The following is a 22,480-nucleotide window of genomic DNA, read 5'->3' on the forward strand; positions in this document are numbered from 1 at the left end:
ATCATTAAAAATCTTATATTAAAAACCCGCATCACTGTGTTTTAAGCTGTATATAATCTTCACCTATATCTATCTTTCCATTTTTAAAAAGATATCCGGCTGCCCTTTTAAAGGCATTTTTACTCATACCGAAACAGCCTTTTATAAGTACAATTTCACTCTTGTCGCCTATATTAAGCCGTCCTCCGGCAGCATTAAGCTTTTCTTCAATCACAGCGGCATCAGCCTCTATCTGAATATACGCCTTTTGCCTTGTGCTTAAATCCAGCTTGCCGTCATCTCTTACCTTTACAACCCTTGCCTCTACCAAATCTCCGGGTCTATATGTATCATATACCATGGAGGCGGGTATCATTCCGAAATATTTTCCGCCAACGGCAACCATAACTCCTATATCCCTGACTCTATATACTATTCCGCTTACATTATCATCTTTTTTATAATCATGAGTGCTTGAAAGGTATTTGTAAACCCTCATCGTCGCTGCCAGTCTCTGTGATTTATCTACATACAGTGCCACAAGCACTTTATCACCCTCCCTAGGTTCTCCTTCCATCTCTTTAAAAGGAAGCAGCACATCCCTTTCAAGCCCTATATCTATAAACGCACCTATCTTTGAAAACTGCTTTATTTTCAGCACTTCCAATTTTCCTACTTCAATAAGCGGTTTGACGGTTGTAGCAATAAGTCTGTCAGAGCTGTCCTTGTATATAAAAACCTCCAGTATATCACCAATCTGTGTATCCTCTTTAACCTGCTTAGCAGGAAGCAGCACAGACTGGTGTTCATCATCACCACCGTCTATATCTCCAAGGTAAACTCCAAAATCTTTTTTTCTAAGAACTTTAAGCTTTTGCATCTTTCCTAATTCCATTACTTTTCATCCTCTTTATCTTATATCTTCTGTATATATTATCTTTATATCTGCATAAACTGTATCAAATTCAGTACCGGCAAGCTCGACTATATAGCCGTCATCTTTTTCATACACTATACGAACCACCCTTGAACCCAGCACTGCCGCCTTTTTATAATGTATCTGTATACTCTTTATGCATTTATCCATTTTTACAGTTGGTGCATGAACCTCCTCAACGCTTTCCTTGGCAATAGCCGCATAATATGCATTATTTACATGTTCATTTGTATCAAGAAAATGCCGGGTTATTACAATATCTGAAAGCTTGTATACCTTACCCTGTTTTTCTATCTTCCTGTCAGGAGTATTCATTGAAAGCTTTGTCTCGTTTTTATTAATATATGCTTCAATATCTTCTTTTTCCGGTTTTACAGGTCTGTGTTTATCAAGATCAAAAAAGAACCAGGTTGAATCCGCCTTTACAACATGTTTTCCAGTCTCATCATCTATTGTAAAATTTCTGTAACCGTAAAAACCCGAAAAGCCGTATGCCCATGTATTTATCTTTATATTTTCACCAAGAAGCAAAGGACCGTCAAATTCAATGTACCATGATGAAAGCCACCATGCCCTTCTTCTTTCCTTAAGTTTTTTTATACCGAGTCCTATATCCTCGGACTGAAAGGTAGAACAGTCCTGAAGGTAATTAATTGCTGCAAATGTTGACAGTCTGCCAAAGCTGTCAACCTCTGAATAACGCACACGACTTTTAAAACTATACATTAAATCCACCTCTCCTTAATATATTTATTTTCAAATCTATAACTGCGATCCGGCCTTAGTTATATAATGATACTCCTTAGGATTATTTTATATTTGAAAAGTTGTTTAAAATATTAAAACCGGTATATAGCATAATACAACAAACACATGCCGTAAAGGCAATACATATAAAATATATAAAACCGTAAAAAGCTTTATAGCTAAAAAAAACGTACACCCTGTATCAATATAAACAAGGATATACGTTCTATGATTTGGGACTGGGCTACAAGGATTCGAACCTTGAGATGGTGGAGTCAGAGTCCACTGCCTTACCGTTTGGCGATAGCCCAATAAAACAACCACTAAAGTATACAACAGCCTTGCATTTTGGTCAAGACTTTTTTATACTTCAGTGGTATTATTTTTAAAAAAAGGCTATTTGTAGAATTAAGCTCTACCTGTAACTTTCAAAAAAGCCTGATCCGGCGTTTTTAAAAAATATCCGGAGAAAATTTACTTTCTACAATTGAGCTTATTTTAAAACTTATATCTTCAGTCAATCTACTGACCTATCTCAACCTCCATACCGAGCTGTGCATATTCCCAGAGTATATCCATAACTTCGTTTGCAACTGCTACACAGCCCCTTGTCATCTGCCCCTTTACATAGCCTCCATGTATCATAATCTCTCCCCCAAGCGGCGTATACCAATTCGGCTGACGTTTATTATTTACCGCCTCTATTATCTCATCTTTCTGCTCCTGCGTTATAAGCCCCTGCTCATAACCACGCTGTGCATCGTCTATTGAAGGATATGACAGCCCGAGCGAAAGATAACATACACTTTTTTCATTTTTAGTACATATATAAAATTTGCCTTCAGGAGTCCTTTTATCTCCTTCAGTTTCCTTATCACCCTGTGCCGAATTAGCACCTACACTGCAATCCCACTGATTTATAGCAGTGTTGTTTTCATAAAGTGTAAGTTTTAAACCTTTTTTGCTTACATATATTCTATAAGTCGCATCCTGCTTTACATTTACATTAGGTCTTACTCTGCCGCCGTTAGGTTCTGCAGTCCCGGATCCCGTGCTTATATCGGAAGGTATACCCGGACCTTTAACATTACCCTGGTTTGAAGATACTCCCGGACCTGCATTATTATCAAAGTTATTATTTGATAAATCCCCGTCAAATACAGGAACCTTGATCTCCTCCTGTGCATATACTCTAAAACCGCTTCCTGCAAATACCGATAATGCCGCCATAACTGCAGCTGCCTTTATTAACAATTTCCGTGGATTTAAATTTTCCAAAGATATTCCCGCTATAATGCCATCGGCAGTAATACTGCTCTTAAAAAAATTCTCTTTTGTTAATGCTGTTACATTCATTATACTTCTACCCTTAATTATTTCTTATTATGATATAGCAATACCGTATATACCGTACACAGCTATGCCTGATTAAATAAAGCCTGCTTTATTCTATCATAGTTAATGCCGTTTTAACAGAGAAAATCTAAATAAAATTATTAAGAAAATATTACATATTACGCTATAAATATTACAGGTTGTTTTTGAGTATATTAAAAACACTTGATGTATGAAATAATTTCTGTTATCATATATTATAAAAGTATGGTGTTCAATGTAGTTATTATACCTTATAATGCACATACTTTATACTATAATCTTATGTTTTCTATATTAAAGGAGGGTACTTTCATGAAAAAACCTTATTTATTTTTATGTTTTTTGTCAGCATTATCCCTGGGCTTTTCCACTTTAGGATTTAATGCAAATGCAGATGTTAAAAAATATGAAGAAGAAGTCCAAAAATCTCAGTTTTTGTCAAGGCACTGGGACGAAAGTGAGCTTAAAGAAAGATTTCAAAACTTTTTATCTGCACTACAAAAGCAGGAGGGTATAGAAGACTATATAGTTCCTGACATCAACGAAGATGAAAAAGAAACCATTAGGGAGTTTTTCAGACCTTATGAAAAAAAGGAACTCACCTACGTACATACAAAGATGGATATCCTTAACCAGGTAAGCGGTACGGATGAATATAATGACCTGCGTGGAATATTTAAGTTGACATTCCGTGTAAAAGAGGGGGCTAAAACTATCGAACACACCGTACTTATGCATATGGCAAGACTTGGTGATGCAAATGGTATAAAATGGAAAATTTATAAGATAATATGGAGCGACAAAGGCATAGATGTAAGCGATGTAAAGCTCATACAGCTTGAAAAACCTAAAAGAGGCGAGCAGGTATGTATTATGACCACTGATGCAGGTGTTATAAAGATGAGACTTTTCCCTGAACAGGCACCTGTGGCTGTCAAAAACTGGATTGAGCTTTCCAAACAGGGATTTTATAACGGTACACCATTTGCAAGAGTAATAAAAGATTTTGTAATACAGGGCGGTGCTCTTGACGGTTCAGGTGATGAATCAAAATCAATATATAACGGTTTTTTTGAAGATGAAGTGCATAAGGGACTTTATAACTTTAACGGAGCACTATGCCTCGGAAACAACGGTCCGCATACAAATGGAAATCAGTTCTATATAGTTCAGAAAAAAAATGTAAATGAATCTGTCTTTCCTAATACATCACTTCCTGCAAATGTTGAGGAAAAATATAAAGAGGTAGGCGGACTTCCTGAACTTGACGGAAGATATACGGTACTGGGTCAAGTTTATGAGGGAATGGATGTAGTTGAAAAAATTGCAGCTCAGGAAACCGATAAAAATGATGCACCGGTTGAAAATCCTGTAAAAATACAGAAAATAGAATTTCAGAAATACAGATAAGAATTTTATCACTAAACAATACGGCTATAAAGATTGTAAATATTTATAAGTATATTAATTTAAGCCTGTAATAATGCCTAATGCCGCAAAAACAATTCAGTCGAAGTGCTTTTGCGGCATATTATTTTAAAATATAAATTTTTCCTCAAAATATGATTTCAGTTCCGATATGGCAATTCTTACCTGCTCCATGCTGTCCCTTTCTCTTACTGTTACACAGTTGTCAGTTTCAGAATCAAAATCATAGGTTATGCAAAACGGCGTTCCTATCTCATCCTGTCTCCTGTATCTTTTTCCTATATTGCCTCTGTCATCAAATTCACAGTTGTAAAACCGGCTCATCTCTTCATATATTTTATAAGCTCCATCATTAAGCTTCTTTGAAAGCGGCAATATACCTATCTTTACAGGTGCTATAACCGGATGAAAATGCAGCACCGTCCTTATCTCTCCGTCCTCAAGCTTTTCTTCGTCATACGCCGCACAAAGGAATGCAAGCGTTACTCTGTCAGCACCAAGTGAGGGTTCTATAACATAGGGGATATATCTTTGCTGGGTTTCGTCATCAAAATAAGTAAGATCCTCACCTGACAAATTCTGATGCTGCGAAAGATCATAATCGGTCCTGTCCGCTACACCCCACAGTTCGCCCCAACCGAACGGAAAAAGAAATTCTATATCCGTGGTGGCTTTACTGTAAAAGCACAGTTCATCTTGTTCATGATCCCTGCACCTCATCTTATCTTCTTTTATTCCAAGAGTTTTTAACCAGTCTACACAATACTGCCTCCAGTAAGAAAACCATTCAATATCTGTACCCGGTTTACAGAAAAACTCAAGCTCCATCTGTTCAAATTCTCTTGTCCTAAATGTAAAATTACCCGGAGTTATCTCATTTCTAAATGATTTTCCAATCTGCCCTATACCGAAAGGCAATTTTTTCCTTGAAGTTCTTTGTACATTTTTAAAATTTACAAAAATTCCCTGTGCCGTTTCAGGACGCAGATATACCGTATTTTTTGCATCCTCGGTAACCCCCTGAAATGTTTTAAACATAAGATTAAACTGTCTTATATCGGTCCAGTCCTTTTTTTTGCATACAGGACAGGCTATGGCATTTTCATCTACATACGCCTTCATCTGCTCATTTGACCATGCATCAATACTTCCTTCATGACTTATACCATTCTCCTGCATATAGTCTTCTATAAGCTTATCCGCTCTGAAACGTTCATGACATGCACGACAATCCATAAGAGGATCCGAGAAGCTTCCTATATGACCTGAAGCAACCCATGTCTGCGGATTCATAAGTATAGCACAGTCAACACCCACATTATAAGGAGATTCCTGTATAAATTTCTGCCACCACGCCTTTTTTATATTATTTTTAAGTTCAACACCAAGGTTGCCGTAATCCCATGTATTTGCCAATCCTCCGTAAATCTCAGAACCCGGATATACAAAGCCCCTCGACTTTGCAAGTGCACTTATCCTCTCCATGCTATAATTTACTGTTTTATTTTCGGTGGCATCTGCATTGCTGTTTTTCAAATCATCTTTATCATTACCGATATTATTTCCCATTATATTTTCCTCCAAAATCTACAGTTTTTATGATTACAGGCTGCCTGTAAAGACCGCTCTTATTACTGCATATACTCCGGTTGCCTAAATAATATATGACCTTCATCGGGAAAATCAATTTTTCTCAGGCATTTATGCCGCTTAAACACTATATATGGTCCGCTCCCTGAATAAGGCATTTATTAAATTCGGACCCCATTCTACTCAAATACTATATATGACCTGCCCCCGCCAAGATTAACCGTAAAATCGCTTGTTTTTGTAACTGCACTACCCTCCGCAAAAAGGATCTTGCCCTCTGTATACACATATCCCGTACCGTCAATAACTGCAATATATGCGGATTTCTTTTTTGCCGCATCCGGTGAAAGACCCTGTGTAAGACCTGCCGCCTGCGCATCCTTCATACTCATTATGCTGGCTGAAGTTATATTTAATGTATCATCTTGTGTAGTCTGTGCAAATTCAATCATTGAATTCGCATCCGAATATGAAAGTATAAGCTTGATTATATTATTGTTAATCTCAGCAGAAACTATACTTACCGCCTGTGCACCTTTTTTTACATTATACTCATCTATCTCTTTTTGAACAAATGCTTTAAGGGCATCGACATTATAATATGTCTGCTGAGAACCGCTTATAATAGCAGACTCTAAAGTACCGTCCCTTTTTATGTAAATAGAATTTTCATTCGGTTTAAACTCGCCGGTCTGTTTTTTACCGCAGCCGGAAAGCACTAAAAATACCGAAAATACGAAAAACGTCAAAATCACTCCATAAAATCTTTTTTTCCCTTTCATATACATCATCTGTATTCTTCCATTCTTTAATTTTACTTAATTTTACAAAGATTCTGTCAAGCAGTATCTTGTTAAATACATTTTAAACACTGGGTATAAATTATACAACCTTTAAGTGCTCATTTCAAGAATAATGTAAATATCAAAATACTCTAAACCCTATTAAGCCTGAGAGTAGTCAGATATAACCTGCACACAGTTACTGCACTTAAGTGCCTGCTGCAAATTTCCCTCCCGGCATACTGAAATATCAGCTGCAAACCGTCTTAAGCACCTCAAGTGAATTCATCGGTCTGTCTATAAACCTTTGTATCATATTATCAATACATTCTTCTATCTGTTCAAATGCCTCATCACTTAAATTAAAAGTATATAGTTTTGATATGTCCGTATTAATTATAAACTGCCACGCATATTTTGCTCCGCCACATTTCAGCCCGCCAGGCATTGAATCATACTCACCGTTTATAACCATTATTCTCAGTTCAAATATACGCCTTGTAAGCTTATGCGGTATTGATTCCTTTGTAAGTGCAATCAGAGACATATAAAGGAGTTTGAGAGTTTCCCGCTCATGTATATACTCTCTGCCGTAGTAATCGGCAAGCTCAAGAAAATAGCTTCCGTAACAGGTTCTGCGTATATCAGAACGTATCTCTTCAAAATATCTGTGTATATCGGCAGAATAAAGATTTAAAGCATCTTTTGTCTCATAGAATTTAAAATTTCCGTAAACAAACGGTATTGTATTTCCCAAAAGAGTGCTGCCCTGCCGCCTTGCACCTCTTACAAACCCTGACACCTTTCCCCTTTCTTTAGTTATAAGGGTTATCCTCCTGTCATATTCACCTGTCGGAATTGACTTTATTATTATACCCGTAAGCTCCACAGCCGCTTTCAATTTTACAAAATCTCCTATTCAAAAACATCATATCCGAAGCTTTTAAGCTGTATATCGGAATCTCTCCAGTTTTTGCGTACCTTAACTCTGAGTTTTAAATTAACCTGTTTTTCACACATATCTTCTATATCCGCCCTTGCAAGCATACCTATTTTTTTTATAATCCTGCCGCCTTTTCCTATGATTATAAGCTTATGAGATTCTTTCTCACACACTATCTCGGCATCTATGTCAATCAAATCTTTACTTTTTCTGTCCTTCATAAGGATTATATCAACCGCAGTACCGTGAGGCACTTCATCTGAAAGCACCTTAAGCACCTTTTCCCTTATTATCTCAGCCGCTATCTGTCTTACACTCTGGTCGGTTACGGTATCTTCATCATAATACATAGGTCCGACAGGCAGATATTTAAATATCAGTTCCATAAGCTTTTCCACATTATCGGATTTTAATGCGGACAACGGTACAATCTCGGCAAATTCAAACAATCCATTATACTTGTCGATTATCCTTATAAGCTTTTCGCCTGCCGTTTCAGCAGAATTATTTTTATTCCCCGAGTTTTTATTAAGCAGGTCTATTTTGTTTACGGCAAGTATCACAGGTTTTTTAGCAGCTTTTAAAAGCTGTGATATCTGTATATCCCTCTCTCCTATATATTCGGAAGCCTCAACAATCCATATTATGATATCTGCATCATTTACAGTTCTTAATGCAGACTCAACCATATATGTTCCAAGCTTATTTTTAGGCTTATGTATACCCGGAGTATCTAAAAAAACAACCTGTCCTCTTTCATCAGTATATACTGTCCGTATCCTTTTTCTTGTAGTCTGCGGTTTGTCCGACATTATAGCAATTTTTTGACCTATAAGCCGGTTCATAAGAGTTGACTTACCTGTATTCGGTCTGCCTATGAGAACCGCAAAACCTGATTTTTTTTCTTCCACTTGTTAATATAGCTCCTTAATACTGTCAAATATAGCAGCTTCTTTCTTTATAAGCCCTTCATTACCCACCGCACATATTACATTGTCTGACAAAACAGCTTCAATAATACCTGCAAGTGCTCTTATATCAGCACTTTTTGTACTCAGCACCTGCTCTCTCTCCTTTTGTAAAAGCTCAAAGTCTATACCGCTCAGATAAGAATTAAGCCCCTTAAGACCTTTTAAATAAGGTGTAAGCACGGCATCAAGATCACTTATGGCACCTATTACCGCCTTGGTCATCTCTCTTTCATCAGCATCAAAGTTTTTGACAAAGTCTACGGTTTTCTTATAAATATCATCAGTCTTTTGTATATTAGGATCTCTGTATGAAGAAAAACCTGAGCTTCCGTTTCTTAAAAACATAGCAAAACAGCCGTATGCACCGCCCTTTACACGCACATTATTCCAAAGATAATCATAGCTTAACAGCACCTTAAGCACTCTCAGCACTCCTGTATAGTCAAATCCGTGAGCCTTAAAGCTTCCCACTCTTGCAACATAATTTACCATTGAGGCTGAAGTAAACGCCTCTCTCTCGAAATCCTTGGTAAATTTAAGGCTGCTTTTATTTTCAGATTTACCGGCACTTAACTTGCCGTCATTTTTTACCAGAGCTCCCGGCAGCAATTTATTTACAGCTTCAAGTGTTTTTATAAAATGTTTGTCATCATCACAGGTTATATGGAAACTTAAATTATCTGTATTAAATATCCTGGATGAAAGACCTTTAAGCATATTTACCAGCTCATCCGATTGTGCTTCAAAGTCGGATGAAAGGCTATCAAGGAAAGCATAGTACCTTATCCCCTTTATTATATCATTAAAATATGAAAGCTTCGATATATGTGAACCGGCTCTTGTAAGTGCGGTTATATGACCTGCACCAAGCAGTCTTTCCTTAACTCTCGCCTTGACCTCAAGCACTATATCCTTAAGCCTTTTTTTATCATTAAGCTTTGAATTTAAAAGGATTTCAGGAACTATACTTCCAAGCCATGCATATTTATCATAAAGTATTTTGGAATTTACTGAAAATATAATTCTTATATCATCATTTTTATTTAAATCCTCCGATTCTATACTGTACGGATCAAGTGAGAACCATATTCCGCCGCTGTTTAAGTTAATCTCAGTTGAAAGTGATGAATAAGTATAACTTTCAGTATCTATATAGCCAAGCACCTCTTTTAAAAGTGAAAGATATAAAAGTTCTTTTTCATTCATATCATCTGCACTGAACATAAATTTAATATAAGCTATACCTGAAGTAAATATATCGCTGTGGATTATATTATATTTATTTTCTGCAGCTGCATCACTGCCTGCAGCTTTAAGCTTAATTTCTTTTACAGCCCATACAGGTCTGTCAGCCTCTTTTTTAATATCACTTCTGGTAAGCATCGGAATTTTAAGAAGATCCTCAGGTTTTGACGGCTCGCTTTGATAGCGCTTAAGTTCTTTCGTTTCTTCTATAATATTTTCAATCTCCCTTTCTGAGAGACCTGCCTTAAGCTGCTTAAGTTTTTTTGCAAGTTCTTCTTCTTTTTGCTTTGTAAGTTCTTTTTTAGGTGAAAGCATTATAAATGCCTCATAAGCATTATCAAGGAGACAGTCTTTTATAAGTTGTTCAAAATATCCGCTGTCAATACCGCTTTTAAGCTTCTCAAATACTTTTGAATACTTTAAATGTATAAGAGGTGAACCGCCGTAAAGCCATGAATCAAATGATGAAAGACCGTATATAAGCCCCTTCGGATAACTGCCGAAATCCGCTTCACGTGCCTTAAATTCGTATATATTGACTGCCGCCCTTAAGACCTCTTTATCAAGTCCTTCATCTGCCAGCTTTCTAAGTACACCTTTTATAACTGCAAGAAATTCCTCTTTCCGTGAGGCATCCGAATTTTTTGCAATTACTGAAAAATAAGGCTCACTTATGCCGTAATTATAGCCGCCATAGATATCCTCTCCTATACCCGCATCAATAAGTGCCTCTCTTAAAACTGCTCCGGGTACGTTTAAAAGTACATATTCAAGTATCTTAAAAGCCATGTACTTTTCAGGCTCAAGCTCTCCCCCTACAACAGTATGCAGTGAAAGATATGTCGCATTTTCCATACTCTGGCTTTCAAGTATGGAATAATTATATTCCTTTGAAATAAGTGTATTATTATCCCATTTTTTAACAGGTTTTATAGCTGAATCAACTTCTTTATAATCAAATTTTGAGAGATATTCCCTATCAAGCCATGTAAGCCTCTCTTCCATATTCATATCTCCGTACAGGTAGATAAATGAGTTTGATGGATGATAGTATAATGAATGAAATTCAAGAAAAGCCTTATATGTAAGTTCCGGAATCCTGTCAGGATCTCCTCCTGATTCCTCACCGTAGGAGTGTCCTTCAAAAAGTGTCTTGCTTACGGCACGATCAAGAGTTTCATCGGCAGATGAAAATACTCCTTTCATCTCATTATAAACAACTCCGTTTATAGTAAGCGGACCTTCCTTTGTCTCAAGCTCATAATGCCATCCCTCCTGTTTAAATATCTTCTCTTCTTTATAGATATTTGGATAAAATACAGCATCAAGATATACATCCATAAGATTTTTAAAATCTTTGTCATTGCAGCTTGCTACCGGATATACAGTTTTATCGGGATAGGTAAGTGCATTTAAAAATGTATTTAATGATCCCTTTACAAGCTCTACAAAAGGATCCTTGCATGGAAATTTTCTTGAACCGCACAGCACCGAATGTTCAATAATATGTGCAGTCCCTGTAGAATCAGGTGCGGGTGTCCTAAAACCTACCGCAAATACTTTATTATCATCATCATTTAGCAGTAAAAAAAGTCTTGCCTTTGTTTTTTTATGTTCCATAAGCACTGCCTCCGAAGCAAGTTCCTCTATAAATTCACTGCTTATAAAATTATATGTTTCAAGCTTTTTAAGGCTCTCAATATCACCGATTCGTATTTTATCTGATTTCATATTTTATATTACCTCTGAATTTTTTATAATATCTTATATTTATTTTTTATATTTATTATATTTATTTTTTACGCTAAAAATGTCCCATAAATTTATCTTTTAATAATGCCGCACATTCTCTTAATGAAAAATGCAGATAAAGCACCGGATCCGCTCCGGCAGATATTGCATAAACCTTACCCATATCTCCCGTATTGGCAAGTGCCAGTGCCCTAAGCATATGGTAGCTGTTTGTAACCACACCTATTCTCTTAGGCTTATCTTCCGCAAAAAGCACTTCTTCCCGGGTATTATCAAGATAGGCGAAATTTTCCTGCTTATTTTTTTTAATCACTCTTTTTATAAGTGCCTCGCTGTAAATAATGTTCTCTCTTGTATTTTTAGACTCTATCTCAAGATATAGATTTTGAGGACTTATATCTTTATTCACCATATATACTGCCATAGCCTGTGCCTCACTTACAGGCTCATCCAAGCCCTTCCCTCCTGACAGAACCACATATGTCGAAGGATATTCATCAAGATATGCCACAGCCCTGTCAACTCTGTATTTAAGCGACTTTGAAAGACTCTGATCAGGTTTTACCCTCGCACCAAGTACAATTATATAATCAAGACCCGGTTCAGGCTTTATAAATGCGGCTGAGGCTATAAGAAGCTCAAGTATCATAAAAATAAAAATCCCGGTAAATGTAAGCGTGTTAAGTACCACTATAATTACAAGAGGAATTTTTTTAGGATGGAGTTTATACTCTCTCATCATAAATGCAAGCATGGCAAAAAATATTGTAAAAATTATCCATATAAAACCGCCTGATACGTTAAAACCGGTATATATATTTATAAGTATCCAGTAAAGCAGACAAAACACCGCACCTGCGGCAAAAAAACTAAACATATAAATACCTTTCAGAATTAAGTATAATCTAAAAATTATTCGCTGTCAGCCAAATAAAAAGCAATGTAGCGATATATTTATTTAGCTTTCATCCTGATTACATCACCCGGAGAGATATCACAGCTTTCAAGCTCCACTATAAGCCTCTGTTTAGGATGCGGTGCCGATTCCTGAAAATTTCCCTCAGTATCACTTATTGAAATTACGGCAGCACTTTCATTTCTTCCATCCGTTTTCATTATCTCAAGAATATCACCCCTGAAAAAACGGTTTTTTTGTTCAAAATATAATTTTCCGTCTTTATCTATGTTATCAACAGTACCTATATATATATAATTCTGTACATAAGTATTGCTGTCATAAATCTGTGTATCCTTATCCGACTTTCCGAAAAAAAATCCTGTTGTAAATTCTCTGTAAGTGCATTTACCGATTTCCGATTTATAATGTTCCAGATTTTTTTTGTAAATTTTCTCATCTTTTAAGCAGTCATCTATTGCGTTTCTGTAAGTTCTTGCCACAGTTGCCACATAAAGTGCGGTTTTCATCCTGCCTTCTATTTTAAAACTGTCAATGCCGGCAGCTATAAGCTGAGGGATATGCTCTATCATACATAGATCCTTTGAGTTAAATATATAGGTTCCTCTCTCATTTTCATATACAGGCAGCACCTCCCCCGGTCTTGTTTCCTCAACCACTGAATATTTCCACCTGCAAGGATGAGTACATTCTCCTCTGTTTGCATCCCTTCCAGTAAAATAATTACTTAAAAGACATCTTCCTGAATATGCCATACACATGGCACCATGTATAAAAGCCTCTATTTCCATCTCCTGAGGTATATTATTTCTTATATACATTATTTCGTCAAGCGAAAGTTCCCTTGCGCAAACTACACGTTTTGCACCCAGCTGCCACCAAAAATTATAGGTGGCATAATTTGTGTTATTTGCCTGTGTACTTACGTGAATTTCAATATCTTTAAGCTCCTTGCGTGCAGTCATAAACATACCCGGATCCGATATTATAAGTGCGTCGGGAGATATCTGTCCAAGCCGTCTGAAATAGCGCCCCGCTTCTTCAAGGTCATCATTATGTGCAAGTATATTTGCCGTAACAAATACCCGTTTCCCTCTCTCATGTGCATATGATATGCCCTCAGCCATATCTTCAAAACTGAAATTTTTTGCCTTGGCTCTGAGTCCGAAAGCCTCCCCGCCTATATATACGGCATCAGCCCCGTAATTTACCGCAGTCTTAAGCACATCAAGACTTCCTGCCGGAACAAGCAGTTCAGGCGCTCTTTTTTTTCTATTACTAAATTCCAAATTTATACCAATTCCACTACTTTCTGAATAAATATATTATGTGATACAAGTGTCAAACACTTTTGACACCTACATCATTATGTTGTATTTTATAAATATTAATTTTATGTCTTTAAACATCAGCACCATTATAAACGCTGAGTGCCACCCCGTCTCCGACAGGTATTATACTGCTTTTAAGCCTCTTGTCATGTGTTATTGCATAAAGATACTGCCTAAGCCTTGAGTGTATACACCTGTCCCGTCTTTTAACGGCAAATCTTGACTCAATTATGATACCTTCCCAGAGTACATTATCTGCAAATATTATGCCGCCTGTATTTAATAAATCTATTGACTGCTCCAGCCAGTTTATATACTGTGCCTTTGCACCGTCCATAAATATGAAATCATACTTTACTCCATGCTCCTTTAACTGCAAAAGAGCCTTGCCTGCATCAGCACAAATAAAATTGATACTGCCGGCAAAGCCCGACTCTTTAATATTTTTCTCTGCATATGGTATGCGTTTTTCATATTTCTCAATGGTAGTTATGGCTCTCTTGGATACACTTAAAAAATCATCCTCTAAATCTTTTGTCATAAAAATATCCTTTTTAGGTATATCCCGCATTAAATCGCATACAGAGTCATCACACTTTTTAATAATACCCATACTCTCAAGCGTTTCTGCCATCATAACTGCTGAATAGCCTATGGCGGTCCCTATCTCAAGAATCTTAAGCGGTCTTTTAATGTACAGAATATTTTTTAAAAAAAGTTCGGTACATCTTTTAACCACCGGCACATTACTGTCAAGTGCATATCTTCTTATACTTTCACAAAATTCCGAATTTTTATCGGAAAGCAGGTCTATATAATCGCCAAGACGCCTGTTATAGTATTTATCATAATCCATATCAGTTTAGTTTCCCGCCTTTTTTGAAGTAGTCGTATTTGATTTTTTATTAGACTTTTTAACGGATTTTTTTTCAGAAGCCTTTTGAGCAGCCGAGGTTTTGGCAGCCTCAGTGCTTTTGGTTTTGCTGTTTGATGCCCCCTCCGACTTTTGTGAAGCCTTTGAAGTACCTTCTGATTTTTGCGAAGCCTTTGAAGTACTTTCTGCTTTCTGTGAAGTCTTTCCTGTCTGACTTTCTTTCTTTTTCTGTGCAGCCTTGGTGCCTGATTTTGTCTTTTTTGCAGAGGTTTCCGCATGTGCCGCACCTTCCGGCACATCCTGCCCTTCTGGAGAAGGTGTAAGTGTTTCAGCCGCTTCAGGAGTCGGCAGCTGCTCAACTTTTGTTTCAGTTGAGCCGTTTGCCTGTTGCCCCTCAGGCCCAGGGGCAGTCTCCTTTTTCTCCTCAGGTCCTACATTAAGTATATCAAGGATCTGTCTTGATGTCTGTGATGTATTAAGTATATAATTACCCGGCTTTATTTTGTACTCAAAAAATTTTGCCTGAACCTCAAAGGAAAATTTACTTACTATTAATCCCTTTTGTTTAAGCATGTCTGCGGCTGAGGCAGTACTAATATTTTCAGGTATGCTGACTTCAATATCCCTGCCGGGCGGAGGCTCAACCGATGCAGCATAAAATATCCCATGTCCAAATGAATACGCCATTGTAGCGCCTTTAATCATAACCAGTATCATAAGGGCATATATTATAAGCCTCATTGATACCTTTATTACATTTTTTGTAACATTGTCTATACCTTTACTATTTCTGCTCATACCATATAAGTTCCTTTCATTATGGCAGATAATACAATGGAAATAATTTTATTAATTATCTGTCATGTACATCCATAATTATAGGCAGTATCATAGGATTTCTCTTTATTTTTTTCCAAAGAAAATCACTGAGTGCATCCCTGGTTATTGATTTAATCTTAATCCAGTCATTTACCTCAGCTGAAAGGCAGTCTCTGACGGCATTTCTGACAACTTCTTCCGCCTCGCTTATAAGATCGCCTGATTCCCGTATATACACAAACCCTCTTGATATTATATCAGGTCCTGAAAGCAGTCTGTTAGTACCTCTCTCAAGCGACATCGCAACTATTATTATACCGTTTTGAGCAAGGTTTTGTCTGTCTCTTAATACTATATTTCCTACATCTCCTATTCCAAGACCGTCTACAAATATACCTCCCGCTTCAACATGATTTACTACCTCACATGACTTTTCACTGACTTCAACCACATCACCTGATGACATTATAAGCACATTTTCCCTTGCCATACCCATAGCTTCAGCTATGCCTCTTTGCGCAAGCCTATGTCTGTACTCACCATGTATAGGCAGTGAATATTTAGGTCTTAAAAGCGAATACATAAGTTTTATTTCCTCCTGACATGCATGCCCTGAAACATGCGTATCCTGGAATATAACCTCAGCCCCCTTTATTGAAAGTTCATTTATAACCTTATTTACAGCCTTTTCATTGCCGGGTATAGGGGATGAGCTCATAATCACAACATCTTCGGATGTTATAGTTACCTTTTTATGAAGTGATGATGACATACGTGAAAGAGCAGCCATACTTTCGCCCTGACTTCCGGTAGTTATTATAACCGTTTTTTCAGGCGGATAATCCTTAAGGTGATCTATGTCTATAAGTGTACCCTCAGGTATACTTATATAATTGAGCTCTCCTGCCACGCCTATTACATTCACCATACTCCTGCCTTCTACAACAACTTTTCTGTCATGTTTATAGGCAGTGTTTATTATCTGCTGTACTCTGTCAACATTTGATGCAAAGGTCGCAACAAGTATTCTTTTATTACGATGTTCTGCAAAAAGAAGATCAAATGTCTTACCTACAGTTCTTTCAGACATTGTAAAACCGGGTTTTATAGCATTTGTTGACTCACACAGCATTGCAAGACAGCCCTGTTTGCCTATCTCAGCCATCCTCTGAAGATCATTGGATTCACCAAATACCGGAGTATAGTCAATCTTAAAATCGCCTGTATGAAATATAATACCTGCCGGTGAAAATATTGCAAGTGCAGCGGAATCCGCTATAGAATGATTTGTCTTTATAAATTCAACCTTAAAATCCCCAAGCTCAACAGTCTGACCGTATTTTACCTCCACAAGCGTTGAAGTCCTGTCTATGCCGTGTTCAACCAGCTTTTTATTTATAAGTGCCAGTGTAAGTCTGGTACCGTAAACCGGAACATTTAGCTGCTTTAATATATACGGGAGTGAACCTATATGATCCTCATGGCCATGTGTTATACAAAAACCTTTAACCTTTAAATAATTTTCTTTAAGGTAGCTTACATCAGGAATTACCAGATCTATGCCCAGCATATCATCACTTGGAAATGCCAATCCGCAGTCGACAACTATTATACTGTCCTCATATTCAAATGCGGTTATATTCATGCCTATCTGTTCAAGTCCTCCAAGCGGTATTATCTTCACTTTTTTAGGTGCCTTAGGCTTTCTGCCTCTTGTTTTTTTAGGCTCTATCACGGTTTCACCGGAAAGTATGCTTGAAAGTGTACTTTTTGAGGCAGGAGCTGAAGGACCGTCTATACTCCTTAAAGTTTTAAGAAGTATGTCTTCATGCTCCTCTTTCTCAGCCATGCTGATTACCGATGCCTTTTTTGCGGCAGTTTTACTTGAGGAAGCTGATGAAGTATTTTTTTTGGTTGTTTTTTTCTTTGCAGGATTTATACTGTCAAAAAAATTATCTATAAGTTCATCCTGCGGTGTTTTTTCAAGAATTTTTTCAAGCTCACTATCACCTGAATCCTTAAGTCCTTTTTCCTGTTCCGCCTCATAAGCTATCTCCATAAGACTTGGAGTCTTTTTGCTCCTTACCTTTTTTGCCTTAGATGCAGTATCTGTATCAGATTTTTCCGATTCCTGTATATCATTTTGTTCCGATAATGTATCAGCATCTTCTGTATAATTATCTGATAAATTTTCCGACTTTAATTCTTTATTCATATTTATCTGCAATGCTTTAAGACGTTTTATTGCTTCTAACGGATTTTTTGTTTCTTTCTCGTTCAATTAAATTCCTCCATTTCATTTTTAATATTTATAAAAATAAGACTACCTTTCAAGATCTATATCCTGATTTTCCATAAGCTTTTCAAAAACCGTAAATACATGTTCCGCTTCAGTTTCATTATCCACCATCATATAGCTTGCTTCCTCATCACCGTCATTTGAGCAATCCCTCATAATATAACATTCACCGTCCTCGTCTTCAGGCGCTTCAGTAACAAGCAGATAATACATGCCGTTTAGCTTCGTTTCTTCAACCACATACAGCTCAATCCTGCCACCTTCCTCATCAACCATGGTAATCTTGCCTCTGCCGCTTTTTACACTGTCCTTATCTTTCTTTGCAAAATTCTGTATCCTGTCAACAAAACTCATATGTTCCTTTTTCTCTCCGTTACTTCCACCCCTACGGTCTTTTTCTGTCATATTCCCTCCCTTTTTTATTTTACAGCAGCACATTTACTTTCCTGAAATTGCCATATATTCTTTTAGTATAATAGCCGCCGCAATGCTGTCAATATTCTTTTTGATTTCGTGTCTTTCTTTAATACCGCCTGCTACAAGTATCTCCCGTGCTTCATGGCTTGAAAGCCTCTCATCCTGCCAAACCACAGGCAGACGGCATCTTTTTTCAAGCATTTCTTTAAATTCGCTACAACTTTTAACCATATCACCTTCGCTGCCGTCCATATTAAGAGGCTTACCTAATACTATAAGCTCCGTTTCTCTTTCATGTATAATATTTTCTATACGTGCAAGGGTTTTGCGCAATTTATTTTTATTTTTTCTAACTATTGTCTCAAGCGGCATAGCTGCGATACCAAGTTCATCACTGACCGCAACGCCTACCGTGGCAAAACCGTAATCAAGAGCCATAAGACGCATATATTTCCTCCTCATCGGCAATATAAGCATAAAAACACATAAAATTTTTATTAATAAATTTAAATTAAAAAATAAGCTGACCCCTTTCAGGTCAACTATCCGCTTTATCTTACATTTTATTGTAATGACCAAAGCCCTGACGGCTGTTTCACATGGTTTTACAAGGCATATTAAAATTCAAATAATTAAACGGCAAACAAACGGTTAAACGGCTGCCGGCTGCATACCGGCAGCTATCATTTCCTAAACTTATTTTTTATATAGCTCTTTAAAAGTTCTTCTAAAATCTCGTCCCTTTCAACCTTTACTACAAGACTCCTTGCACCTTTATAGCTTGTAATATATGTAGGATCTCCTGACATAATATAACCGACAATCTGATTTATCGGCTTATATCCCTTCTCTGAAAGAGCCATATAAACCTCTGCCAAAACATCCCCGACATCTTTCTTATTTTCTGTTACAGTATCAAAAAACACCGTATTTCTCTTGTAATCTTCCATGTTATCCACGCCTCTCTTTTACCTCAACATTCTATACGAAGTCAGACATTTCGGCAAGATGATATTTCTTACAAAATATCTAATTTTTTTTAATTTTTAAAATAACGTAACCACTCTTACAATGCCAAAATACCGCTGCCATACTTAAATTTATAAGACAGCAGCGGTACAAATAAAAATATACTATATATTACAATACAATAATATATTATACTTTACAATAACGGCTATTATGCATTTATAAGTTCTATAATCTCATCTTTAGGGATCACACCTACAGATCTTTTAACAGCCTCACCGTTTTTAAATACAATCAATGTAGGTACCGACATAACTCTATATTTCTTTGCAAGCTCGGCTGAATCATCTATATTGACCTTAACCACTTTAAAACCGTCCGCTTCACCTGCAAGTTCTTCAATAACCGGAAGCAGTGCCTGACACGGACCGCACCATGAAGCCCAAAAATCCACTATTACCGGAACCTCTGATTTAAGAACCTCCTGCTCAAAATTTTCAACTGTTACCTGTAATGCTGACATTATATATTCCTCCTGTTTATTTAATAATAATTGTTTTAATATTAGCATTAGGCATACGCCTATAATTTGATTTTATAAAATCAAATATGTTTTAATTGTATACAATTATTTTGCGTTTGTCAAGAGTTTTTTTAATGTATTCATTTCTTAAATATTATACTGCTAAAATGCCGCCGGTCTCCGGAATCGGAAAGTTTAATTCAACTGTAAACAAATCCTTGTTTATAATAATTTTAAATTTTCCATTTTGAATTTCAGTAAGTGATTTTGCAATTGCAAGTCCAAGCCCTGAACCCTCGGTATTTCTTGATTCATCTCCTCTTACAAATCTTTCCGTAAGCATATCCGCAGCTTGATTAAGCTCCTGTTTTGAAACATTTATAAAACAGACCTTTACAGATTTATTATCTTTTATAACCTCTATATATGCTCTGGTTTTTCTCATACCGTACTTTATTATATTAACAATAAGATTTTCAAAAACACGGTAGGTTCTCTGTCCGTCAAGCTTAAGCACTACTCTATCCTCAGGAAATTCCCATTTAAAATCTATACCGCTTTTTTTAATCCTGTCCTCATGCTCAAGTCTCAACTCTTTTAATATGCTCACTATATCAACCTCTTTTATATCAAGTGTTATATCTCCTGTACTTGCTTTACTGACTTCAAACAAATCCTCTATAAGTATTTTAAGGCGGTTTGATTTTCTCTTAAGCACCGCTATATGCTTTTTTCTTTCATCTTCACTGATAGAAGCATCTTCAAGCAGACTGATGTAGGTTATAATAGCAGTAAGCGGCGTCTTTAAGTCATGCGACACATTTGTTATAAGTTCAGCTTTTGTCCTCTGACTTTCAACCTCCTTTTTTACAGCTGCATTAAAGCCTTCCCCTATATGCATAAGCTTTTCATTAGCCACTTTAAAAATACCGTGGTCATCATTTGTTTGAATATATTCACCTGAAATAACCCCGTCCATAGTATGGATAAGCTTTTTATAATCATTGCTTACAGCAGTATAAAATTTTAATGCCCATGTAAATATAACTGCGGAATAAATAATACAAAATAAAATATACATTACAGTATAAAAAGTAAATCCTCCATTCATAAACCATGTAAGGATTAATGTTCCAATACCTGTACATACTACTGCCGCAAGATTTAAAGAAACAGCCTGTATTACCTTTCTAAAAGGTCTTGAAGTAAAATCTGTACCAAGTAAAAATTCCTCAAGCCTATCACAGTTGGAGGTAAATGCATTAAATGCCGTTTTAAAAGAACTTCCGATAAGGGTCCTTTCTTTTATATAATTTAAAAGCCCCAGATCAAACACCTGTCTTAGACAGGCAAAGCCCCAGTACGTGGCAAAAAATCCGGCACACCATGCCGCTACATTAAGCATAAATACCGCAACTGCCGACACTCTCACATCAAGGTTGTAAAGTATTGACAAATCCTCGGCAAAAATACCTGAAGCGGTGTTTTCGACAATATCCGGCACCGCATTTGTAAGTATGATTAAACAAATTATACCTGTAATGCATACAAGTTCAAACGGTGCATTAAATTTTCTATTCTTTCCGAAATCAAATTTTTTTAATATAGGCAGTATAATTCCGCATAATGCAAATATAATCAAGAATATCACTGTAGAAGTTACCAGTGTACTTGAGTTGTAATTCTGACTGAAAGCGGTATCCGATGTATAATTTATTATACCTATGCCATAATATCTATATACTGTATGAACTGCACAAAATAATATAAATGCTGCAAAAACTATTTTTTCTACATATTTACTGTTTTTCAACTTTATATCCAATTCCCCACACCACCTTTAAATATTTAGGCTCTTTAGGATTCAGCTCTATCTTTTCCCGTATATTTCTTATATGAACCATTACGGTATCAGTAGTTACAGCCCTCTCATGCCATACATTTTCATAAATTTCTTCGGCAGAATAAACCCTGCCCGGATTTTTAGCTAAAAGCAGCAATATCCTGTATTCCATAGGAGTAAGCTTTACCGCCTTTCCGTCAACACTGACCTGCACGGTATTTTCATCAATTTCAAGTCCTCCTATGGTATGAATTTTACTGTTTTGATTATTTTGTGCAAGTCTCTCTATAAACCTTTTATAGCGGCGAAGCTGTGAATTTATGCGTGCAAGCAGTTCCATAGGCGTAAACGGCTTTGTAACATAGTCATCGGCACCTATATTAAGTCCTATTATCTTATCTATCTCCTCAGACTTTGCAGATAAGAATATAACCGGTATATCCGTCTTTTTTCTCAGTTTTGCAGTCATTGCAATGCCGTCCATCCTGGGCATCATAACATCAACCACTGCCAAATCCACCTCATGCCTGTCTATCATCTCAAGCCCTTCAATACCGTCCCGGGCCTTATAAACTTCATAACCTTGTGATTGCAATATCATGTCAATTCCCTCTATTATATCTTTGTCATCTTCAACTAAAAGTATCCTTCCTGTACTCATATCCATCCCCTTTCCTAGGCGCTTATAAGTATATTATAAAATTATAAATTTAATACAGATATAAATCAAAAGATTTT

At 36.6% G+C, this 22,480-nt stretch carries 20 protein-coding genes and 1 tRNA gene; 1 reads left to right on the forward strand and 20 read right to left on the reverse strand.

Translation table 11 applies throughout. From position 1 onward, the window contains the following. Window positions 1-31: 31 nt before the first annotated feature. The 4 genes from HMPREF9333_RS00810 to HMPREF9333_RS12065 all read right to left on the reverse strand — a co-directional run bounded on the left by HMPREF9333_RS00810 (window position 32) and on the right by HMPREF9333_RS12065 (window position 3,019). Window positions 32-874, reverse strand: a complete 843-nt coding sequence (locus HMPREF9333_RS00810; protein WP_005539092.1) for a CvfB family protein — start codon at window positions 872-874, stop codon at window positions 32-34. A gap of 15 nt (window positions 875-889) precedes the next feature. After that, window positions 890-1,642 (reverse strand): acyl-[acyl-carrier-protein] thioesterase, encoded by a 753-nt coding sequence (locus tag HMPREF9333_RS00815; protein ID WP_005539094.1) that lies wholly within the window; start codon window positions 1,640-1,642, stop codon window positions 890-892. Window positions 1,643-1,902: 260 nt separating this feature from the next. Continuing rightward, a tRNA-Gln gene (locus HMPREF9333_RS00820) sits at window positions 1,903-1,974 on the reverse strand. Window positions 1,975-2,185: 211 nt separating this feature from the next. Beyond that, window positions 2,186-3,019, reverse strand: coding sequence for a L,D-transpeptidase family protein (locus HMPREF9333_RS12065; RefSeq protein WP_005539095.1), 834 nt, complete (start codon window positions 3,017-3,019; stop codon window positions 2,186-2,188). Between the two features lie 333 nt (window positions 3,020-3,352). Between HMPREF9333_RS12065 and HMPREF9333_RS00830 the strand changes: the two genes are divergently transcribed. Continuing rightward, on the forward strand, window positions 3,353-4,450 hold the full coding sequence (locus HMPREF9333_RS00830; RefSeq protein ID WP_005539097.1) for a peptidylprolyl isomerase: 1,098 nt from the start codon (window positions 3,353-3,355) through the stop codon (window positions 4,448-4,450). A 126-nt stretch (window positions 4,451-4,576) separates the two neighbouring features. On the opposite strand, the gene HMPREF9333_RS00835 is transcribed toward HMPREF9333_RS00830, so the two are convergent. The 16 genes from HMPREF9333_RS00835 to HMPREF9333_RS00910 form a co-directional block, all read right to left on the reverse strand. Next, window positions 4,577-5,953 carry a glycine--tRNA ligase gene (locus tag HMPREF9333_RS00835; RefSeq protein WP_040882069.1) on the reverse strand — a complete coding sequence of 459 codons (1,377 nt, stop codon included), beginning with the start codon at window positions 5,951-5,953 and terminating at the stop codon, window positions 4,577-4,579. 284 nt (window positions 5,954-6,237) lie between these two features. Beyond that, the gene (locus HMPREF9333_RS00840; protein ID WP_005539100.1) at window positions 6,238-6,849 is read right to left on the reverse strand and encodes a hypothetical protein; all 612 of its coding nucleotides are present in this window, start codon (window positions 6,847-6,849) and stop codon (window positions 6,238-6,240) included. A gap of 241 nt (window positions 6,850-7,090) precedes the next feature. After that, the gene (gene recO, locus HMPREF9333_RS00845; protein WP_005539102.1) at window positions 7,091-7,741 is read right to left on the reverse strand and encodes a DNA repair protein RecO; all 651 of its coding nucleotides are present in this window, start codon (window positions 7,739-7,741) and stop codon (window positions 7,091-7,093) included. Window positions 7,742-7,755: 14 nt separating this feature from the next. Continuing rightward, window positions 7,756-8,694 (reverse strand): GTPase Era, encoded by a 939-nt coding sequence (gene era, locus HMPREF9333_RS00850; RefSeq protein WP_005539103.1) that lies wholly within the window; start codon window positions 8,692-8,694, stop codon window positions 7,756-7,758. A gap of 3 nt (window positions 8,695-8,697) precedes the next feature. Then, window positions 8,698-11,730 (reverse strand): insulinase family protein, encoded by a 3,033-nt coding sequence (locus HMPREF9333_RS00855; protein WP_005539104.1) that lies wholly within the window; start codon window positions 11,728-11,730, stop codon window positions 8,698-8,700. Window positions 11,731-11,803: 73 nt separating this feature from the next. Then, the gene (locus tag HMPREF9333_RS00860) at window positions 11,804-12,628 is read right to left on the reverse strand and encodes a YdcF family protein (RefSeq protein ID WP_005539106.1); all 825 of its coding nucleotides are present in this window, start codon (window positions 12,626-12,628) and stop codon (window positions 11,804-11,806) included. Window positions 12,629-12,705: 77 nt separating this feature from the next. Next, window positions 12,706-13,956 (reverse strand): peptidase U32 family protein, encoded by a 1,251-nt coding sequence (locus tag HMPREF9333_RS00865; RefSeq protein WP_005539107.1) that lies wholly within the window; start codon window positions 13,954-13,956, stop codon window positions 12,706-12,708. Window positions 13,957-14,068: 112 nt separating this feature from the next. After that, a complete protein-coding gene (locus HMPREF9333_RS00870) occupies window positions 14,069-14,854 on the reverse strand; it encodes an O-methyltransferase (protein ID WP_005539109.1) in 786 nt (261 codons plus the stop codon). A 6-nt stretch (window positions 14,855-14,860) separates the two neighbouring features. Next, the gene (locus tag HMPREF9333_RS12070) at window positions 14,861-15,670 is read right to left on the reverse strand and encodes an endolytic transglycosylase MltG (protein ID WP_005539110.1); all 810 of its coding nucleotides are present in this window, start codon (window positions 15,668-15,670) and stop codon (window positions 14,861-14,863) included. Between the two features lie 55 nt (window positions 15,671-15,725). Further along, window positions 15,726-17,906: a ribonuclease J gene (locus HMPREF9333_RS00880; protein ID WP_005539112.1), complete on the reverse strand. Its 2,181-nt coding sequence runs from the start codon at window positions 17,904-17,906 to the stop codon at window positions 15,726-15,728. Between the two features lie 108 nt (window positions 17,907-18,014). Further along, window positions 18,015-18,395, reverse strand: coding sequence for a DUF1292 domain-containing protein (locus tag HMPREF9333_RS00885; RefSeq protein WP_005539113.1), 381 nt, complete (start codon window positions 18,393-18,395; stop codon window positions 18,015-18,017). A 33-nt stretch (window positions 18,396-18,428) separates the two neighbouring features. Beyond that, entirely contained in the window at window positions 18,429-18,854 is a 426-nt protein-coding gene (gene ruvX / locus HMPREF9333_RS00890) for a Holliday junction resolvase RuvX (protein ID WP_005539114.1), read from the reverse strand. A 236-nt stretch (window positions 18,855-19,090) separates the two neighbouring features. Further along, a complete protein-coding gene (locus tag HMPREF9333_RS00895; protein ID WP_005539115.1) occupies window positions 19,091-19,357 on the reverse strand; it encodes an IreB family regulatory phosphoprotein in 267 nt (88 codons plus the stop codon). 230 nt (window positions 19,358-19,587) lie between these two features. Continuing rightward, window positions 19,588-19,899: a thioredoxin gene (gene trxA / locus HMPREF9333_RS00900; RefSeq protein WP_005539116.1), complete on the reverse strand. Its 312-nt coding sequence runs from the start codon at window positions 19,897-19,899 to the stop codon at window positions 19,588-19,590. Between the two features lie 154 nt (window positions 19,900-20,053). Next, entirely contained in the window at window positions 20,054-21,724 is a 1,671-nt protein-coding gene (locus tag HMPREF9333_RS00905; RefSeq protein WP_005539117.1) for a sensor histidine kinase, read from the reverse strand. Beyond that, window positions 21,699-22,403 (reverse strand): response regulator transcription factor, encoded by a 705-nt coding sequence (locus tag HMPREF9333_RS00910; protein ID WP_005539118.1) that lies wholly within the window; start codon window positions 22,401-22,403, stop codon window positions 21,699-21,701. The genes HMPREF9333_RS00905 and HMPREF9333_RS00910 overlap by 26 nt, the downstream gene beginning before the upstream one ends. Between the last annotated feature and the right edge of the window lie 77 nt (window positions 22,404-22,480).

It is taken from the genome of Johnsonella ignava ATCC 51276 (assembly GCF_000235445.1).
In the GTDB taxonomy this organism is placed as follows: Bacteria; Bacillota; Clostridia; order Lachnospirales; family Lachnospiraceae; genus Johnsonella; species Johnsonella ignava.

What these genes read in the sequence shown, in the direction of transcription:
- HMPREF9333_RS00860 (WP_005539106.1), bottom strand. Translation starts at nt 12,628, where the DNA reads ATGTTTAGTTTTTTTGCCGCAGGTGCGGTGTTTTGTCTGCTTTACTGG.
- HMPREF9333_RS00815 (WP_005539094.1), bottom strand. Translation starts at nt 1,642, where the DNA reads ATGTATAGTTTTAAAAGTCGTGTGCGTTATTCAGAGGTTGACAGCTTT.
- trxA (WP_005539116.1), bottom strand. Translation starts at nt 19,899, where the DNA reads ATGTCAGCATTACAGGTAACAGTTGAAAATTTTGAGCAGGAGGTTCTT.
- HMPREF9333_RS00810 (WP_005539092.1), bottom strand. Translation starts at nt 874, where the DNA reads ATGGAATTAGGAAAGATGCAAAAGCTTAAAGTTCTTAGAAAAAAAGAT.
- HMPREF9333_RS00835 (WP_040882069.1), bottom strand. Translation starts at nt 5,953, where the DNA reads ATGGAGAGGATAAGTGCACTTGCAAAGTCGAGGGGCTTTGTATATCCG.
- HMPREF9333_RS00840 (WP_005539100.1), bottom strand. Translation starts at nt 6,849, where the DNA reads ATGATGTATATGAAAGGGAAAAAAAGATTTTATGGAGTGATTTTGACG.
- HMPREF9333_RS00880 (WP_005539112.1), bottom strand. Translation starts at nt 17,906, where the DNA reads ATGAATAAAGAATTAAAGTCGGAAAATTTATCAGATAATTATACAGAA.
- HMPREF9333_RS00885 (WP_005539113.1), bottom strand. Translation starts at nt 18,395, where the DNA reads ATGACAGAAAAAGACCGTAGGGGTGGAAGTAACGGAGAGAAAAAGGAA.
- HMPREF9333_RS00830 (WP_005539097.1), top strand. Translation starts at nt 3,353, where the DNA reads ATGAAAAAACCTTATTTATTTTTATGTTTTTTGTCAGCATTATCCCTG.
- ruvX (WP_005539114.1), bottom strand. Translation starts at nt 18,854, where the DNA reads ATGCGTCTTATGGCTCTTGATTACGGTTTTGCCACGGTAGGCGTTGCG.
- HMPREF9333_RS00910 (WP_005539118.1), bottom strand. Translation starts at nt 22,403, where the DNA reads ATGAGTACAGGAAGGATACTTTTAGTTGAAGATGACAAAGATATAATA.
- HMPREF9333_RS12070 (WP_005539110.1), bottom strand. Translation starts at nt 15,670, where the DNA reads ATGAGCAGAAATAGTAAAGGTATAGACAATGTTACAAAAAATGTAATA.
- HMPREF9333_RS00895 (WP_005539115.1), bottom strand. Translation starts at nt 19,357, where the DNA reads ATGGAAGATTACAAGAGAAATACGGTGTTTTTTGATACTGTAACAGAA.
- HMPREF9333_RS12065 (WP_005539095.1), bottom strand. Translation starts at nt 3,019, where the DNA reads ATGAATGTAACAGCATTAACAAAAGAGAATTTTTTTAAGAGCAGTATT.
- HMPREF9333_RS00855 (WP_005539104.1), bottom strand. Translation starts at nt 11,730, where the DNA reads ATGAAATCAGATAAAATACGAATCGGTGATATTGAGAGCCTTAAAAAG.
- HMPREF9333_RS00870 (WP_005539109.1), bottom strand. Translation starts at nt 14,854, where the DNA reads ATGGATTATGATAAATACTATAACAGGCGTCTTGGCGATTATATAGAC.